This window comes from Cellulosimicrobium sp. SH8, assembly GCF_025818875.1.
Taxonomy (GTDB): Bacteria; Actinomycetota; Actinomycetes; order Actinomycetales; family Cellulomonadaceae; genus Cellulosimicrobium; species Cellulosimicrobium cellulans_D.
Map to the genome: position 1 here is coordinate 26,106 of NZ_JAMXMH010000004.1, position 17,793 is coordinate 43,898.

Genomic DNA, 17,793 nt, shown 5'->3' on the forward strand with positions numbered 1-17,793 from the left:
CCCCCGCGGGTGCCGGGTTCGCTACCCGCGAAGCGCGGCGGGCCCGCACCGAGTCCGTGCCGGGTCCGCGTGGAGGCGGCCCCGGGGCCCCGGCGGGGGAGCGCAACGGTGTGGGCGCGCTCGTCTAGGCTTGCCGCCGTGACGACCACCTCCGCTGAGTCCAGCTACACCGCTCGGCACCTTTCCGTGCTCGAGGGTCTCGAGGCCGTGCGCAAGCGCCCGGGCATGTACATCGGGACGACCGACTCGCGCGGTCTCATGCACTGCCTGTGGGAGATCATCGACAACTCGGTCGACGAGGCGCTCGCCGGGAACTGCTCCAAGATCCTCGTCGTGCTGCACGCCGACTCGTCCGTGACGGTCGAGGACGACGGCCGCGGCATCCCCGTCGACATCGAGCCCAAGACCGGCCTGTCCGGCGTCGAGGTCGTCTTCACCAAGCTGCACGCGGGCGGCAAGTTCGGCGGCGGCTCGTACACCGCGTCGGGCGGCCTGCACGGCGTCGGGGCCTCCGTCGTCAACGCGCTGTCCTCGCGCCTGGACGTCGAGGTCGACCGGGGCGGCAAGACGCACCGCATGACCTTCCACCGCGGCGAGCCAGGTACCTTCACCGACCCGAAGTCGGGCCCGACGCCGGACGCGCCGTTCGAGCCGTTCGTCTCCGGTTCGGAGCTCGCCGTCGTCGGGAAGACGAAGCGCGGCGTCACCGGCACACGCGTGCGCTACTGGGCGGACCGCCAGATCTTCCTCAAGACCGCCGTCTTCTCCTACGACGAGCTCGTCACGCGCGTGCGCCAGACGACGTTCCTCGTCCCCGGGCTCGAGATCACCGTGCGCGACGAGCGCGGCGTGCCGGGGACGCCCGGGGAGGCGGGGCCACACGAGGAGACCTTCGTGCACACCGGCGGGTCGGTCGACTTCGTCGACTTCCTCGCGCCGGACACGCCCGTCACGGCGACGTGGCACCTCACCGGCTCGGGGTCGTTCACCGAGACGGTCCCGGTGCTCGACGACCGCGGGCACATGACCCCGCAGGCCGTGCAGCGCGACTGCGAGGTCGACGTCGCGCTCCGCTGGGGCACGGGGTACGAGACGGAGGTCCGGAGCTTCGTCAACATCATCGCCACGCCCAAGGGTGGTTCCCACCTCGGCGGGTTCGAGCAGGGCCTGCTCAAGGTGCTGCGCAAGTCCGTCGAGACGAACGCGCGCCGCCTCAAGGTCTCGACCAAGGACGCGTCCGAGCGCATCGAGAAGGACGACGTCCTGGCGGGCCTGACCGCCGTCGTGACCGTCCGCCTCGCGGAGCCGCAGTTCGAGGGCCAGACCAAGGAGGTCCTCGGCACCGCGCCCGTGCGCGGCATCGTGTCGCGCGTGGTGGAGAAGGAGCTCAACGCTCTTCTCACGTCGACCAAGCGCGACGAGAAGACGCAGGCCGCGCTGCTGCTCGACAAGGTCGTGGCGGAGATGCGGGCACGCATCACCGCGCGCAAGCAGAAGGAGATCTCGCGCCGCAAGAACGCGCTCGAGACGTCCTCCCTGCCGGCCAAGCTCGTCGACTGCCGCAGCGACGACGTCGAGCGCAGCGAGCTGTTCATCGTCGAGGGCGACAGCGCGCTCGGCACCGCGCGTCTCGCCCGCAGCTCGGACTTCCAGGCGCTCCTGCCCATCCGCGGCAAGATCCTCAACGTGCAGAAGGCGTCCGTGAGCGACATGCTCCGCAACGCCGAGTGCACCGCGATCATCCAGGTGCTCGGCGCCGGCTCCGGACGGTCGTTCGACCTGGAGGCAGCGCGCTACGGCAAGATCGTGCTCATGACGGACGCCGACGTCGACGGCGCCCACATCCGCACGCTGCTGCTCACGCTCTTCTACCGGTACATGAAGCCGCTCGTCGAGGCGGGCCGCGTGTTCGCGGCCGTGCCGCCGCTGCACCGCATCGAGGTCATCGGCGCCGGCCGCCGCAAGAGCGAGTACATCTACACGTACTCCGAGGCTGAGCTCGCCGCGACCCTCAAGAAGCTCGACAAGGCCGGGCGCCGCTACAAGGACGACATCCAGCGGTACAAGGGCCTGGGCGAGATGGACGCCGACCAGCTGGCCGAGACGACGATGGACCCGCGCCACCGCACGCTGCGCCGCGTCACGGCCGAGCACGCCGAGGCGGCGGAGCGCGTGTTCGAGCTGCTCATGGGCAGCGACGTCGCGCCGCGCAAGGAGTTCATCGTCGCGGGGGCCGCCGAGCTGGATCACGCACGCATCGACGTCTGACGGTGACCACCGGCCAGGGCGCCCGCCGGCCCGACGAGGCCGACGTCGCGCGCCGCCTGCGTCGCGTCGTGCTGGTGGTCGCGGCGCTCAACCTCGCGTACTTCGTCGTCGAGCTGACCGTCGCGCTCGCGGCGGGGTCGGTGTCGCTGCTCGCCGACAGCGTGGACTTCCTCGAGGACACGGCGATCAACCTGCTCATCGCCGTCGCGCTGGGCTTCCCCCTCGCGCGGCGCGCCGTGCTGGGCAAGGTCATGGCGCTGCTCATCCTCGGCCCCGCCCTCTTCGCGGCCTGGGAGGCGGTGCAGCGCTTCGGTGACCCGCCGGCGCCCCAGGTCGTGCCGCTCGTCCTCGCCTCGCTCGGGGCGATCGTCGTCAACGGTGCGTGCGCGTGGCTCCTGGTCCGCGTCCGGCACCACGGCGGGTCGCTCAGCCGGGCGGCGTTCCTCTCGGCGCGCAACGACGTCCTCGTGAACGTCGCCATCATCGCGATGGGCCTCGTGACCGCTTGGACCGGGTCGGGCTGGCCGGACCTCGTGCTCGGGTGCGGGATCATCCTCCTCGCCTTCCACTCCGCCTACGAGGTCTGGGAGGTCAGCGAGGAGGAACGGCTCGCCGCCAAGGCCGTCGCAGGGGAGGAGATCGGATGACGGTGCGTCGTCCGACTGGCGGGCGCTCGGGCGCGTGTCGGCGCGCGCTCCGTACGCTGGGGTCGTGACCCTCCGAACGCTCCGCGACGCCTCCGCGCGCCCGCTCACCGCACTGACCGCCGTCCTGCTCACCGCGGGCCTGCTGGCCGGGTGCTCGTCCACCGACGAGCCCGCGACCGACGCCACGACGTCGACCGCGAGCGAGGAGACGAGCGCGCCCGCCGACGACGCGACGGACGAGGTGCCCGACGACGAGTCGGGCGACACCGACGACGCTCCGGAGTTCTCCTACGAGGGCCGCGCCGGCACGACCGCGCTCGACCTGCTCCTCGAGGCAGACCCGTCCGCCCAGGTCACCGGCGAGGGCGAGAACGCGTTCGTCACGGCGATCGACGGCGTCGTGGCCGACCCGGACAGCGAGTTCTGGGCGCTGTACGTCAACGGCGAGATGGCTACCGTGGGAGCAGGTTCGCTCGAGACGAAGGACGGGGACGAGGTTACGTGGAAGCTCGAGACGTTCACCTCGTGACGGGTTCGCAGACCTCGCCCGCGACCCGCTGGTGGCGCCCGGCGCTCGTCGTGGCGCTCGCAGCGCTCGCCGTGGTGTGGCGGCTCGTGCGCGCCGACCTCGGTGCGCCGCCGAACCTCGAGCTCGTCACCGCCGCCACGTTCGCGGCGACGCTCCTGCTGCGCTCGCGCTGGGCGTTCGTCGTGCCGCTGGCCGTGACGGTCGTGTCCGACGTCGTCCTCGGCAACACCGCGATCGCGCTCTTCACGTGGAGCGCCTGGCTCGTCGTCGGGCTGGGCTCGCTGCTCGCGCGGGACACGACCGGATGGCGCCGCGTGGGCGCGGGCGCCGCGTTCGGCGTCGCGGGCTCGCTGTGGTTCTTCGTCTGGACCAACTTCGGCGTCTGGCTCCAGGGCCGCGGCGTCTGGTACCCGGCGGGTGTCGACGGGCTGGTCGCGAGCTACGTCGCGGGCCTGCCGTTCCTGCGCACCATGCTGCTGGGAAACCTCGTGCTCGTGCCGCTCGTCGCCGCGGGCACGCTGCTCGTGGACCGGCTCGAGGCGTCGCACGGGATGGTCGCAGCCCGACCCGCCTGACCCGCGCGGTAGCGTGGTCGTGCCGGCCGGCCGCACGGGCTGAACCGGCGACCGGCTCGGCCGGGCAGGAGGAGGACACCCATGGCGGGACACCGGATCTTCGGGATGAGCTTCGCGAGCATCTACCCGCTCTACGCGACCAAGGTGGAGCGCAAGGGGCACTCGACGGACGAGCTCGACCAGGTCATCGGCTGGCTCACCGGTTACGACGGCGCCGGCCTGGCGCAGGCGATCGCGGACGAGGTCACGCTCGAGGAGTTCTTCGACCGGGCGCCCGCGTGGAACCCGAACGCCGCGCTCATCACCGGGGTGATCTGCGGCGTCCGCGTCGAGGACATCGAGGACCCGCTGATGCAGAAGATCCGCTACCTCGACAAGCTCGTCGACGAGGTCGCGCGCGGCAAGAAGATGACGTCGATCCTGCGCGGGGAGACCGCGGCCGCCTCGTAGCCGGGAGTCAGCCGAGCTGCTGCGCGATCCCGACGATGACGCCACCTGGCCCGCGCAGATAGCAGAGCCGGTAGACGTCCTCGTACTGGACGATCTCTCCCATCACCTCCCCGCCGTGAGGCCCGAGGCGCCGCACCGTGTCGTCGACGTCGTCGACGGCGAACATCACCCGGTGCAGGCCCAGCACGTTGGGCGGGGCGGTGCCCAGGCCCAGGTCGAGCGACGACGGCGCGTGGTACCGGGTGAGCTCGAGCCGCCCGTGGCCTCCGGGCACGCGCATCATCGCAATCTCCGAGCGCAGACCGTCGAGGCCGACGACGCGCTCGGCCCACCGGCCCTCGATCGTCATCCGGTTCTCGAGCTCCATCCCGAGCTCGGCGAAGAACGCGACGGCCGCGTCGAGGTCGTCGACCACGACGGCCACGTTGTCGAGCCGCTGGATCGTCATGTGCGGTGCCTCCTGGGTCTGGGGACGGTGTGGTCCGGTTCCAGGGTCACCCGTCCTGGTCGACGCCGCGGCCCGGCTCGCTCATGTCGCCCGTCCCGGGGGTGCCGTCCGCGAGGCCGTAGCGCAGGAGGACGGTGCCCGTCGGGCTGGGTGCCGGTGGTTCGAGGAGGCTGAGGTTGGTGGGGACGGCGCCGCCGTCGAACACAGTCTTGCCCGTGCCGAGCACGATGGGGTGCACCCACAGGTCGAGGCGGTCGAACAGCCTCTCGTGCAGCAGCGTCTGCACCAGGTCGAGGCTGCCGACGACCTTGACGTGCTCGTGCCGGTCGCGCGCCTCGCGCACCGCCGCGGGCAGGTCCGGGCCGAGCAGCGTCGACCCGGCCCACGAGAGGTCGGGCGTGCCGCGAGACGCCACGTACTTGGGGATGCGGTTGAACAGTGCGGCGAAGTCGTCGTCCTGCCCGCCCTCCTGGAACGGCCAGTACGACGCGAAGATGTCGTACGTGCGCCGCCCGAGCAGCAGCGCGTCCGTGCCCTCGTACGCCGCGGCGATCTGCGCGCCCGCGACGTCGTCGAGCAACGGCGCCTGCCAGCCACCGAACGCGAACCCGCCCTCCGGGTCCTCCTCCGGCCCGCCGGGTGCCTGCCCGACGAGGTCGAGGGTCGTGAACAGCTCGATCTCGATGGATCCCATGAGTCCGCTCCGTGGTGATCGCGTGGTTCTGTCGAGGAGTAGACCTCGCGCTCAGCGAGAAGTCATCGCGGAGGCGACCCTCGGTGCAGAAGCCCCGTGCGACCGGTCGGACGGCACCCGAGGCCGACGTGGCGTCACGCACCGGTCCGTGACGCCACGAGCGCACCGAGCCCGCCCGCCCACGCGTGCAGGTCGCGAGCCTGCGCGGCAGCGTCGTGCGTGTCGGAGGCCCACGGCTCCTTGAAGAAGAAGCCGAGCTCGGGCACCGGGCCCGCGAGCCCCGCGGCGTGCGCGAGGGCGAGGAGGCGGGCAAGGTCGAGCACGTAGGGCGCGGCGAGCATCGAGTCGAACGCGCTCCACGTCGTCTGCAGCGTCAGGCGGGTGCCGAGGAAGCCCTCGACGTGCACGTGGTCCCACGCGACCTTGAGGTCGCCGAGGTCGGGCACGTTGTCGATGTGCAGGGGGGTGACGTCGGAGCCGGTGAGGTCACGGAGTCCGCGCGACTTCGTCGCGAGCTTGCTGCGGACGTTCTGCGGGTCGGCCAGGGTGGCTCCGTCGCCACCACCGAGCAGGTTGGACCCGGCCCACGAGAGCACCCGCAGGCCGCGGGCAGCGAACGCAGGTGCCAGGACGGTCCGCAGCCAGGTCTGACCCGTCTTGCCGTCCTGGCCGGCGACCGGCAGGCCGGCCTGCGTGGCCAGCCGGGTCAGCGCCGGGATCGTCATCCCTGCGGACGGTGTGAAGGCGGCGTACGGCGTGCCCGCGAGCACGGCGGCGTACGCGGTCACGGACGACGGTGGCAGGACCGCCTGGGCGGGATCGGCGAGCGCCGTGAGCAGGGCGGCGACGTCGTCGTGCTCAGGTCGCGGCTCGACCGGCGGCTCCGTCGACGCCAGGTCGACGACCACGACCCGGGCCAGGGCGTGCCGGTCGCGGAAGGCGACGATGTCCGCCGCGAGCCGTTCGGCCGCCTCGAGCTGGGAACCGTCGTGCCCACGCGGGTCGTAGCCGGGCCTGACCTCGGCATCCGCGGCCTCCAGGCCGTTCCGTGCCGCGGACAGCAGGCGGGGAGCGATCATCCCGGCCTCGACCAAGGCCTCCGCCCGCTTGACCATCGGGCCGGGGGAGAGGTCGTGCCCGCCGACGACGAGGTCGTCGAACCGGGGCAGCGGTACGGCATCGAACTCCGGCTGCGCGGTCACGCACCCGGTCGGGGCCGCGTGACCTGGGGCCAGCACGGCCAGCCCGAGCGTCGCCGTCGTCGCGACCGAACCACGGGCGCCCACGAGCCACAGCCCCGTCCGCTCCGTCGGTGCGGCGTGCCCGGGGCTCCCGGTGGACGGCGTGAGGTCGCGAGCAGCGTGATGGCGCATCGGCGCGCCCGGTGAGGTGAACGGCTGGGCAGTGGTCACGTCAGGATTCGACCTCGGCGCTCGGTGCGCGGGCAAGGAGTTGCCGTCGGTTGCCGAGTTGCCGTCAGTTGCCGCGCGGGTCGCGGCAACACCGCGGTTCCGGGGCTCAGGGGCAACAAGTGGCAACTCGTTGTTGCCGTCTCGGGGGCGACCTAGCGTCGGGGTCACGCGCACTGCGCAGCCACGGGACGCACGTCCTGAGCAGGCATTCCTCAACGGAGAGGCAGACTGATGGCACTCGCAACATCCCCTCGCGCCGGTAGACGCTGGAGCCGGCGAGCTCGGCTCGTCGCCGCCGCGACCGGAGCGCTCATGCTCCCGCTCATCTCGTCGGGCGCGTATGCGGCGACGGAGTCGGACGCGTGCACGTACGGCTACTCGCCGGACTCGAGCGTGTTCTTCGGAGACGGCGCTGCGGCGTCCGGGGTCGCGAACGTCGATCGTGGCGACGGGTGCACGCTGATGGACGTCTTCATGGCGGAGGCGCCGTTCGCCAACCACGGCCAGTTCGTCAGCAGGATCGGACGCATCGCCACCGGGCAGGTACGCGACGGCGTCATCTCCGACGCCGAGCGTGCCGCGATCGTCTCGGCAGCGGCTGCGTCCGAGGTCGGGAAACCCCATCCCGTGACCGGGACACGCTCCGTCGACCTGAGCCGGATCGGTCTCGTCGGCTACACCGTCCGTGCGACGATGCCGTCGGACGCCGAGGGGACCCTGGCGGCCCTAGCCGAGTGCGGCTTCCAGAACATGGAACCGTCTGGCGCCGTCGGCGGCTTCTACGGCTACACGGCCGCCCAGCTCGCGCCGCTCACCGAGTCCGCGGGCATCGCGGTGCCGTCGCTCGGTATCAGTCAGGCGAACCTCGAGAACGACATCGACGGCGTGATCGCCGAAGCGCGGGCCATCGGCGCCGAGTACGTGCGCATCTCCGGCTCGGGTCGGTGGACCCTCGCCGACTACTCCCGGACCGCGGCCGTGCTGAACGAGGCCGGCGCGCAGCTCAAGGAGGCCGGCATCACGGTCGCCTACCACAACCACGGTTTCGAGTTCCAGACCGAGGAGAACGGGGTGACCGGGTACGACGTCCTGGTCCGCGAGACCGACCCCGAGCTCGTGACCATGGAGCTCGACGTCTACTGGGCGGCCAGCGTCGGGGTCGACACGGTCGGCCTCTTCGAGACCTACCCCGGCCGGTTCGGGCTGCTCCACCTCAAGGACATCGCTCCTGACGGCTCCTTCGCCGACGTCGGGTCGGGCAGCATCGACTTCGCCGAGATCTTCGCGAACGCGTCCCTGGCCGGCGTCGAGTACTCGTTTACCGAGAACGACCAGCCACGCCCTGACGGCGTGACGTCGGCGTGCACGAGCCATGCATACCTGAGCGACCTCCGGTACTGACCCGACCGCTGCCGGCCCGTTCCGTGGGCCGGCAGCGCGCATCCCGGCGCCGCACGGCGCCGAGGATCCATCGCCAGAACCCACGACGAACGATGGGGCGGTCCGTCCGGGACCGACCCGTGACGAACGTGTGCCCTGCGCGATCGCCGCAGGTCGCGCCAGGGCACCTGACAGCACAAGGGAGTGTTGATGATGTCTGCGAGACGCAGCAGAGCGTTGAGCGCGACGGTCGGGGTGACCGTCGCGATCGGCGCGGTCGCTCTTGTCCCCGTCGCTCACGCGCACGAGGACGCGCACCCCTCCGCCGAGGTCGCGGAGGACGTCTTCGACAAGGTGCCACTGGTCACCGAGGGCCTCGCCGATCCGTTCGAGCTCGACGTCGCCGAGGACGGCCGCGTGGTCTACATCCAGCGGACGGGACAGGTGAAGGTGCTGGAGCAGGACACGCTCCGCCAGTTCACCGCGCTCGACCTCGACTACGGCCTCGACCTGCTCACGCAGTCCGACGGTCTGCTCGGCCTGACGCTCGACGGCGACTTCGCCGAGAACGGCTGGCTCTACCTCCTCTGGAGCGACCCGGACGTGGCGAAGATGAACCTGTCGAGGTTCACCATGGGGCCCGACAACAGGATCGACCGGGACTCCGAGAAACGCCTCCTCGACTTCACGATCTGGCGCGGTGAAGGTCGCGCCAACTCGCACATGGCCGGCTCGCTCGCCATGGGTCCCGACGGGAACCTCTACGTCGCCACCGGTGACAACACCGACCCTTTCAACCAGCAGGGGTACACCCCGATCGACGAACGACCGGGTCGCCGCGCGTACGACGCCCAGGCGACCTCGGCGAACACGAACGACCTGCGCGGCAAGGTCCTCCGGATCACGCCGGAGGACGACGGGACGTACACCATCCCCGAGGGGAACCTCTTCGCGCCCGGGACGGAGGGAACGAGACCGGAGATCTACGGCATGGGCTTCCGCAACCCGTTCCGCATCACCGTCGACCCGGCGACCGACGCCGTCCTGGTGGGCGACTACGGGCCTGACGCCCGGGTGGCGAACCCGCTGCGAGGGCCGGAGGGGCTGGTCGAGCTCGTCCGGATGACCGGACCCGGGAACCACGGTTGGCCGTACTGCCACGGGGACAACCAGCCGTACGTCGACTACGACTACGCCACCGGGGTGTCCGGCGAGACGTTCGACTGCGCCCACCCGGTGAACGACTCGCCCAACAACTCCGGCCTGCGGGAGCTGCCGCCGGCCCAGGAACCCCTGGTCTGGTACGGCTACGGGGTCTCGGAGCAGTTTCCCGAGCTCGGCTCGGGAGGCGCCGCGCCGATGGCCGGCCCGGTCTACCGCTATGACGCCGAGCTCGACGTCAAGACGAAGTTCCCGGAGTCGTACGACGGGCGGTGGTTCGTCTCGGAGTACGCGCGGCACTACTACAAGGTGCTCTCGCTGGACGAGACGACGGGCGAGCTGCTCTCGATCGACCCGTTCTTGCCCGGCGAGAGGTTCGTCGCACCGTTCGAGGCGGAGTTCGGGCCGGACGGCTCGCTGTACGTCATCGACTTCGGGCGGGGCAGCGGAGCGGGGCGGGGCAGCACGAACACGGACGCCGGCATCTACCGCATCGACTACGCCGCCGACGGCCGACGCCCGGTGTCCCAGTTCACGTCCGACGTCGACTCCGGCACCGCGCCGCTGACCGTCGCGTTCGACGGCAGCGCGAGCGAGAGTCCGGACGGGCTCGACATCACCTACGAGTGGGACTTCGAGAACGACGGGACCGTCGACTCGACGGAACGTGACCCCGTCCACACCTATGAGGAGAACGGGCAGCACACCGCGCGCCTGACGGTCACCGACGCCGACGGTCTCAGCGGCGTCTCCGTCCAGAAGATCACGGTCGGGAACACGCGTCCCGAGGTCTCCTTCGCGCGGCCGCTCGCCGGCGGCTTCGCGGAGCTCGGCGACACGGTGCCGTACGCGGTCGACGTCGTGGACGCCGAGGACGGCTCGACGGCCGACGGGACGATCGACTGCAGCCTCGTCACGGTCGCGACCCAGCTGGGGCACGACGACCACGCGCATCCTCTCGACAACTACGAGGGATGCTCCGGCGAGGTCTTCCTCGACCCTGCCGACCACGGAGTGGGTCAGAACGTGTACGCGGTGCTGGGCGCCGGATACCAGGACCTCGGTGCACCGGGTGTTCCGGAGCTCGCTGCGCAGGAGATCATCCGCCTGCAGGTCCGCGACAAGGAGGCCGAGTTCTTCAGCAGGGGATCCGGGGTCCAGATCGTCGACGACGACGCCGCCCGGGGTGGACGGTGGGTCGATGGTTTCGACGACGGCGACTGGATCGCCTTCGATCGTGTGGACCTGACGGGCATCTCGGGCCTGACCGTCGGAGCCGTGCGTGGCGCCGCCGAGACCACGCTCGAGGTGCGCACAGGCAGCCCGACCGGGCCCAAGCTGGGGCAGGTCAAGATCGCCCCGGCGACCGCACCGGGCCAGGTGGTGTCGCCCACCATCGAGATCGACGCCGAGGGCGGGGAGACGTCCCTGTACGTGGTCGCCTCCAGCAGGGGCAGGGCCGACGCCGAGGCGGGCGTCGTGGCGCTCGACTGGCTGGTCTTCCACGGGCGCGGCGTCGCCGACGCGACGGCCCCGGTCGTCGAGGCGCAGGCGAGCCGCGGAGGCGGCCCCGCCGGCATCGCGGTCACGCTCAGCGGCTCCGCGGTCGCTCCGGAGGGTCGCACCATCGGGTCCTACGTCTGGGACTTCGGGGACGGGACGACGGCGGAGGGCGCCGAGGCGACCCACGTCTACACCCAGCCGGGCAGGTACACCGCCCGTCTGATCGCGACCGACAGCGCCGGCACCCGCGACTGGACGACGGTGGGGATCAACGTCGCGGCCACGTCGAAGTGACGCGGTAGCACCCACGACCGGCCCGCTGGCACATCGCCGGCGGGCCGGTCGGCACGCGCCCGAGACCTCGCAGCGCGGTCAGACGCTGAAGTACTTCGCCTCGGGGTGGTGGAACACGAACGCGTCGGTCGACTGCTCCGGGTGGAGCTGGAGCTCCGCCGAGAGCTCGACACCCACGCGCTCGGGGCGCAGGAGCTCGACGACCTTGGTGCGGTCCTCCATGTCGGGGCAGGCGGGGTAGCCGAGCGAGAAGCGGGCGCCGCGGTACTCGAGCTTGAACATGCCCTCGACCTCGGTCGGGTCCTCGTCGGCGAACCCGAGCTCGGCGCGCACGCGCGAGTGCCACATCTCGGCCAGCGCCTCGGTGAGCTGCACGGACAGGCCGTGGAGCTCCATGTACTCGCGGTAGTGGTTCCCGGCGAACAGCTTCGCGGTGTGCTGGTCGACGGAGGCGCCCATGGTGACGAGCTGGACGGGCAGCACGTCGTACCGGCCGGTCTCCTCGACCCACGACCGGGGCTTGACGAAGTCGGCGAGGCACAGGTGCCGGTCGCGGCGCTGGCGCGGGAAGGTGAAGCGCAGGCGTTCCTCGCCCAGAGGCCCGCCCGACCCGCCGTCCGGCGCGCCGATCCCGGCCAGCCCGGCACCGTGGTGCGCGACGACCACGTCGTCGCCCTCCGACCACACCGGGAAGTAGCCGTAGACGACCGACGGGTCCACGACGCCCTCGGTGCGGATCCGGTCGTACCACGCGTTGAGCCGCGGGCGGCCCTCGGTCTCGACGAGCTCCTCGTACGACGCCCCGTCGTCACCCCGGCCCGGCTTCAGGCCCCACTGGCCCATGAACGTCGCGCGCTCGTCGAGGAACGCCGCGTACTCGGCGAGCTGGACGCCCTTGACGAGGCGCGTGCCCCAGAACGGGGGAGCGGGCACCGGGTTGTCGGCCGCGACGTCGGACCGCGCGGGCAGGTCCTCGACGGGCGTCTCGGTCACGGTGACCACAGCGTGCCGACGCTTCTTGAGCGCGGGCAGCCCGACGGCGTCGGGCGACTCGCCGCGAGCGACACGCACGAGCGGCTCCATGAGGCGCAGGCCCTCGAACGCGTCGCGTGCGTACCGGACCACGCCGGGGAACTGGCCGGCGAGGTCGTCCTCGACGTACGTGCGCGTGAGCGCCGCGCCGCCGAGCAGCACGGGCCAGCGGCCGGCGAGCCCGCGCGACGTGAGCTCCGCGAGGTTCTCCTTCATCACGACGGTGGACTTCACGAGCAGGCCGGACATGCCGATGACGTCGGCGCCGTGCTCCTCGGCGGCCTCGATCATCGCGGAGATCGGCTGCTTGATGCCGATGTTCACGACCGTGTAGCCGTTGTTCGTGAGGATGATGTCGACGAGGTTCTTGCCGATGTCGTGCACGTCGCCGCGCACGGTCGCGAGCACGATCGTGCCCTTGGACCCGGTCGAGCCCTCGATCTTCTCCATGTGCGGCTCGAGGTAGGCGACCGCGGTCTTCATGACCTCGGCGGACTGCAGCACGAACGGGAGCTGCATCTCGCCGCGCCCGAACAGGTCGCCCACGACCTTCATGCCCTCGAGCAGGTGCTGGTTGACGATGTCGAGGGCCGCGATGCCGGACGCCATCGCGGCGTCGAGGTCCTCTTCGAGACCCTTGCGCGCGCCGTCCACGATCCGCCGCTCGAGCCGCTCGCCGACGGGAAGCGCCGCCAGCTCCGCCGCCCGCTGGTCCTTGAGCGCCGCCGAGTCGACGCCCTCGAACAGGTCGAGCAGCCGGGCGAGCGGGTCGCGCGTGAGGTTTCCCTCGTCGTCGTACACCCGCCGGTCCCACACGAGGTCGAGCGCGGCCTCGCGCTGCTCGTCGGGGATCTGCGCGAGGGGCAGGATCTTCGCGGCGTGCACGATCGCGGAGTCCAGCCCGGCCTCGACGGCCTCGTGGAGGAACACCGAGTTGAGCACCGTCCGCGCCGCGGGGTTGAGGCCGAACGACACGTTCGACACCCCGAGCGTCGTGTGGATGCCGGGGTAGCGGCGGGTGATCTCGCGGATCGCCTCGATCGTCTCGATCGCGTCGCGACGCGTCTCCTCCTGGCCCGTGGCGATGGGGAACGTCAGGGCGTCGACGATGATGTCGTCCACGCGCAGGCCCCAGTCGCGCGTGAGCGTCTCGACGAGCCGGGTCGCGATCGCGACCTTCGTCTCCGCGGTGCGCGCCTGGCCCTCCTCGTCGATCGTCAGCGCGACGACGGCCGCCCCGTGCTCGACGACGTGCGGCATGATCCGCGCGAACCGCGACGTCGGCCCGTCGCCGTCCTCGAAGTTCACCGAGTTCACGACCGCGCGCCCGCCCACGAGCTCGAGGCCCGCCGCGATGACCTCGGGCTCGGTCGAGTCGATGACGAGCGGCAGCGTCGACGCGCTCGCGAGGCGGGAGACGACCTGCTTCACGTCCGCAACGCCGTCGCGCCCCACGTAGTCGATGCACACGTCGAGCAGGTGCGCGCCGTCGCGGGTCTGGGCGCGCGCGATCTCGACGCACTCGTCCCAGTTCTCCGCGAGCATCGCCTCGCGGAACGCTTTGGACCCGTTGGCGTTGGTGCGCTCGCCGATCGCGAGGAACGACGCGTCCTGGTGCAGGTCCGTGTGCGAGTACAGGCTCGCGACGCCGTTCTCCCGCTCCGGGTGGCGCTCGACGACCGGCCGGGCACGCACCGCCTCGACGACGCGGCGCAGGTGCTCGGGCGTCGTGCCGCAGCAGCCGCCCACGAGGCCCAGGCCGAACTCGGTGACGAACTGCGTGTGCGCGGCCGCGAGCTCGTCCGGCGTCAGTGGGTACGACGCGCCGTTCGGGCCCAGCACCGGCAGTCCCGCGTTAGGCATGCACGTCACAGGGATCTCCGCGTGCCGCGACAGGTGCCGCAGGTGCTCGCTCATCTCGGCCGGGCCGGTCGCGCAGTTGAGGCCGATCGCGTCGACGTCGAGCGCCTGGAGCGTCGTGAGCGCGGCCCCGATCTCCGAGCCCATGAGCATGGTCCCGGTGGTCTCGACCGTGACCTGGACGATGACGGGGACCTCGCGCCCGACGTCGCGCATCGCGTTCCGCGAGCCCGTCACGGCGGCCTTCGCCTGGAGCAGGTCCTGGCTCGTCTCGACCAGGATCGCGTCGACCCCGCCCTCCAGGAGTCCCGCGGCCTGCTCGGCGAACGTGTCGCGCAGGTGCGCGTACGTGGTGTGGCCGAGGCTCGGCAGCTTGGTGCCCGGCCCCATCGAGCCGAGCACCCAGCGGGGCTGCTCGGGCGTCGCGAACGCGTCGGCTCGCTCGCGCGCGATCCGCGCCCCCGCGGCGGCGAGCTCGCGGATGCGGTCGTCGATGTCGTAGTCCGACAGGTTGGACCAGTTCGCCCCGAACGTGTTCGTCTCGATCGCGTCGACCCCGACCTCGAGGTACGCGTCGTGCACCGCCGCGATGATGTCGGGCCGCGAGACGTTGAGGATCTCGTTGCAGCCCTCGAGCCCCTGGTAGTCCTCGAGCGTCGGGTCCTGCTCCTGGATCATCGTGCCCATCGCGCCGTCCGCGACGACGACGCGCGTGCGCAGCGCGTCGGCGAGGGCCCGGGAACGGGCGTCGGCGAGGTCCTGGGGTACGACGATCGGCATGCTCGCAGCGTAGATCGCCCGCGCCCGGTCGCGGGATGCCGTCTCAGCGGGACCCGCTCGCCGCCGAGCGACGCGTCTCGGGGCGAGCGATGCGTCCACGAACGCATCGCTCGAGCACGGACGCATCTCTCGGCGTCCGGGGCGGGCAGAAAAATGCGCGTGCCCGACGGCGCGGGCGCACCTACCGTGGTCGGCATGTCCTCTCCCGCGACCGACCAGGTCGAGAACCCGGCCCCCGCGACGCTCGCCCCGATCGCCGAGCGCGCCGCCGCGCCGTCGACCCTCCCGGCCGTCACGGCGGGCGACCTGACCTGGCGGCATGCCGTGCCGGCCGACGCGCCCGCGCTGCTGGCGCTGCGCAACGGCATCGCCGAGGCGGACCAGGAGCCGTACCGCGAGACGATCGGCGAGATCGAGGAGCTGTTCACCGCGCCGTGGCGCGACCTCGCGACCGACTCGCTCGTCGGGGTCGACGCCGACGGCACGCTGCGCGCGTACGCGCTGGTCGACACCAACCCGGGCGACGCGAACACCGTGCGCGCGTTCCTCTGGGGCGGCGTCCACCCCACGCACCGCGGCCGCGGCGTCGGGCGCGAGCTGTTCGCCTGGGAGATCGCGCGGGGGCGTCAGCTCCTCGCGGCGAGCGGCAAGGAGCTGCCCGGGCGCCTGCTCACCTACGGGGAGGACACCGACCCGCCCGCGAAGGCGCGGCTCTACGCGCGCTTCGGGCTCGAGACCCGGCGCTTCTACTCCGACCTGCGCCGCGACCTGTCCGCGCCCCTCCCCGACGTGCCGCTCGACGGGTCGCTGCGCCTCGTGCCGTGGTCGGACGAGCTCGACGAGGCGACCCGGCTCGCGCACAACGACGCGTTCCGCGACCACTGGGGGAGCGAGCCCCGCACCTCCGAGGCATGGACGCACGGGCGCAGCGAGTTCGCGCCGCAGTGGTCGTTCCTCGTGGTCGACGACGCGCCCGACATCGACGCGCTCCTCGCCGACCCGACGACGGACGCCGAGACCGCCGCGGCCCTGCGCGCCGGCGAGCCGCTCGTCGTCGGCTACGAGATGGCGGGCCGCTACGACGAGGACTTCCCCGTGCGGGGCTACACCTTCGGCTACACCGAGATCCTCGGCGTGCGCGGCGCGTACCGGGGGCGTCGGGTCGCCGTCGCGGCGCTCGCGGCCGGGATGCGCGCGTTCGCCGCGGACGGCATGCAGTACGCCGCGCTCGACGTCGACACCGAGAACCCGTCCGGCGCGCACGGCCTCTACGCGAGCCTGGGCTACGAGAAGGTGACAGGCTCGCGCATGTACTCGATCGAGCTCTAGAGCCCCTGCCGGGGGTCCGGGACCGGCGTGCGACGCCGGGAGAGGTGGCGACCATGCCCGAGGTGATCGTGGAGACGCTCGTGCCGCTCGGCCCCGACGGGGCGTGGGAGGCCTGGACGCGGCCCGACCGGCTCGCGACCTGGTGGTGGCCCATGTTCCCGGACACGGTCTACGACCTCGACGCCCGCCCAGGCGGGAGGTACCGCTTCGAGACGGCGACCGGCGGGTTCGGCGCTCGCGGCGACGTCGTCGTCGCCGACCGCCCGGACCGCCTCGTGCTCACCTGGACGTGGCTCGACCACGGCGCCGACGACGGCGGACCCGACCCCGTCACCGTGACGTTCGCGCCGTCCGGCGCGGAGACGCTCGTGCGCGTCGTCCACGAGACGGCGGAGGAGAACCGGGACCCCTACGCCGAAGGGTGGCGCGACTGCTTCGCACGGCTCGGGACGCTCGTCGGCTGACGGGCGTCCCGGGTCAGAGGGTCGACGCCGAGAGGGCGTTGCAGTCCTGGAGGGTGCCGCCGTTGTAGCCGATGGTGAACCAGCGCTGGCGCTGCTCGCTCGAGCCGTGGGTCCAGCCCTCGGGGTTCACCTGGCCGGTGGCGGCCTCCTGGATGCGGTCGTCGCCGACGGCGGACGCGGCGGACAGCGCGTCGTTCAGCTCCTGCTCGGTGATGGGGGCGAGGAACGTCACGCCGGTGTCGGGGTCGACGGTGCTCGCGGCGTGGCCGGCCCACATGCCGGCGAGGCAGTCGGCCATGAGCTCGATGCGGACGGAGTCGGACTCGGGGCCCGTGCCCTGGCGGTCGGCCGCGTCCATGGCTCCGACGAGCTGCTCGATGTGGTGCCCGAACTCGTGCGCGACGACGTACATCTCCGCGAGGCCGCCGTCGTTCGCGCCGAACCGGGTCGTGAGGTCGTCGTAGAAGCCGAGGTCGATGTAGACGGTCTGGTCGGGCGGGCAGTAGAACGGCCCGACGGCGCTGGTCGCCGCGCCGCAGCCCGTCGAGACCTGCCCGGTGAAGCTCACGACCTGGGGCAGGTCGTACGTGACGCCCGCCTGCTCGGGGAGCGCGTCGGTCCAGTACGCGTCGAGCGACTGGACGGTGCCGTTGAGGCGGCACTCGCGCGTCGTGTTCGCCTCCTCGGCCGTGCACGTGTCGATGTACTCCTGCTGGCCGTCGCCGTAAGCGCCCGAGTCCGACCCGTCGCCGCCCGTGAGCGCGCTGAGGTCGACACCGGTCTGGTTGCCCACGAACGCGATGAGCAGCGCGACGAGCACGGCCCCGATCCCGCCGCCCGCGATCATCGTGCCGCGCCGACCGCCGCCCTTGCGGACCCGTCCGCCCTCGAACGAGCCACCCTCCTGGAAAGTCACAGGTCAACGCTACCGCCGGGCCACGCACGAGGCGTCCTGGTACGGGGGCGC

General features: G+C 72.0%; 14 protein-coding genes. 9 read left to right on the forward strand and 5 right to left on the reverse strand.

Going from position 1 to position 17,793, the window contains the following annotated elements:
* Nucleotides 1-138: 138 nt before the first annotated feature.
* From NF338_RS06770 to NF338_RS06790, 5 genes are all read left to right on the forward strand, one after another.
* Complete coding sequence (locus NF338_RS06770; protein ID WP_264030075.1) at nucleotides 139-2,268, forward strand: DNA gyrase/topoisomerase IV subunit B; 2,130 nt, start codon at nucleotides 139-141, stop codon at nucleotides 2,266-2,268.
* Between the two features lie 2 nt (nucleotides 2,269-2,270).
* Nucleotides 2,271-2,915: a cation transporter gene (locus NF338_RS06775; protein ID WP_264030076.1), complete on the forward strand. Its 645-nt coding sequence runs from the start codon at nucleotides 2,271-2,273 to the stop codon at nucleotides 2,913-2,915.
* A gap of 64 nt (nucleotides 2,916-2,979) precedes the next feature.
* Nucleotides 2,980-3,444 (forward strand): DUF4430 domain-containing protein, encoded by a 465-nt coding sequence (locus NF338_RS06780; RefSeq protein ID WP_264030077.1) that lies wholly within the window; start codon nucleotides 2,980-2,982, stop codon nucleotides 3,442-3,444.
* Complete coding sequence (locus NF338_RS06785) at nucleotides 3,441-4,019, forward strand: DUF6580 family putative transport protein (RefSeq protein WP_264030078.1); 579 nt, start codon at nucleotides 3,441-3,443, stop codon at nucleotides 4,017-4,019. Before NF338_RS06780 ends, NF338_RS06785 begins: the two co-directional genes overlap by 4 nt.
* Nucleotides 4,020-4,100: 81 nt before the next feature.
* A complete protein-coding gene (locus NF338_RS06790) occupies nucleotides 4,101-4,469 on the forward strand; it encodes a DUF2200 domain-containing protein (RefSeq protein WP_264030079.1) in 369 nt (122 codons plus the stop codon).
* Nucleotides 4,470-4,476: 7 nt separating this feature from the next.
* Here NF338_RS06790 and NF338_RS06795 read toward each other — a convergent pair whose 3' ends face one another.
* The 3 genes from NF338_RS06795 to NF338_RS06805 form a co-directional block, all read right to left on the reverse strand.
* Nucleotides 4,477-4,917 (reverse strand): VOC family protein, encoded by a 441-nt coding sequence (locus NF338_RS06795; RefSeq protein ID WP_264030080.1) that lies wholly within the window; start codon nucleotides 4,915-4,917, stop codon nucleotides 4,477-4,479.
* A gap of 46 nt (nucleotides 4,918-4,963) precedes the next feature.
* Nucleotides 4,964-5,611, reverse strand: a complete 648-nt coding sequence (locus tag NF338_RS06800; protein ID WP_264030081.1) for a dihydrofolate reductase family protein — start codon at nucleotides 5,609-5,611, stop codon at nucleotides 4,964-4,966.
* A 134-nt stretch (nucleotides 5,612-5,745) separates the two neighbouring features.
* Nucleotides 5,746-7,023, reverse strand: a complete 1,278-nt coding sequence (locus tag NF338_RS06805) for an inositol-3-phosphate synthase (RefSeq protein WP_264030082.1) — start codon at nucleotides 7,021-7,023, stop codon at nucleotides 5,746-5,748.
* A 312-nt stretch (nucleotides 7,024-7,335) separates the two neighbouring features.
* Between NF338_RS06805 and NF338_RS06810 the strand changes: the two genes are divergently transcribed.
* Both NF338_RS06810 and NF338_RS06815 read left to right on the forward strand, forming a co-directional pair.
* The gene (locus NF338_RS06810) at nucleotides 7,336-8,424 is read left to right on the forward strand and encodes a sugar phosphate isomerase/epimerase family protein (RefSeq protein ID WP_264030083.1); all 1,089 of its coding nucleotides are present in this window, start codon (nucleotides 7,336-7,338) and stop codon (nucleotides 8,422-8,424) included.
* Nucleotides 8,425-8,658: 234 nt separating this feature from the next.
* On the forward strand, nucleotides 8,659-11,361 hold the full coding sequence (locus NF338_RS06815; protein ID WP_264030084.1) for a PKD domain-containing protein: 2,703 nt from the start codon (nucleotides 8,659-8,661) through the stop codon (nucleotides 11,359-11,361).
* A gap of 78 nt (nucleotides 11,362-11,439) precedes the next feature.
* Here the strand turns inward: NF338_RS06815 and metH are convergent, their stop codons facing one another.
* Nucleotides 11,440-15,033: a methionine synthase gene (gene metH / locus NF338_RS06820; protein WP_264030086.1), complete on the reverse strand. Its 3,594-nt coding sequence runs from the start codon at nucleotides 15,031-15,033 to the stop codon at nucleotides 11,440-11,442.
* Nucleotides 15,034-15,228: 195 nt separating this feature from the next.
* On the opposite strand from metH, the gene NF338_RS06825 reads away from it, so the two are divergent.
* Together NF338_RS06825 and NF338_RS06830 are read left to right on the forward strand one after the other, a co-directional pair.
* Nucleotides 15,229-16,362 (forward strand): GNAT family N-acetyltransferase, encoded by a 1,134-nt coding sequence (locus tag NF338_RS06825; protein WP_264030087.1) that lies wholly within the window; start codon nucleotides 15,229-15,231, stop codon nucleotides 16,360-16,362.
* Nucleotides 16,363-16,415: 53 nt separating this feature from the next.
* A complete protein-coding gene (locus NF338_RS06830) occupies nucleotides 16,416-16,826 on the forward strand; it encodes an SRPBCC family protein (RefSeq protein WP_264030088.1) in 411 nt (136 codons plus the stop codon).
* 13 nt (nucleotides 16,827-16,839) lie between these two features.
* Here the strand turns inward: NF338_RS06830 and NF338_RS06835 are convergent, their stop codons facing one another.
* The gene (locus tag NF338_RS06835) at nucleotides 16,840-17,742 is read right to left on the reverse strand and encodes a neutral zinc metallopeptidase (protein WP_264030089.1); all 903 of its coding nucleotides are present in this window, start codon (nucleotides 17,740-17,742) and stop codon (nucleotides 16,840-16,842) included.
* Nucleotides 17,743-17,793 lie beyond the last annotated feature (51 nt).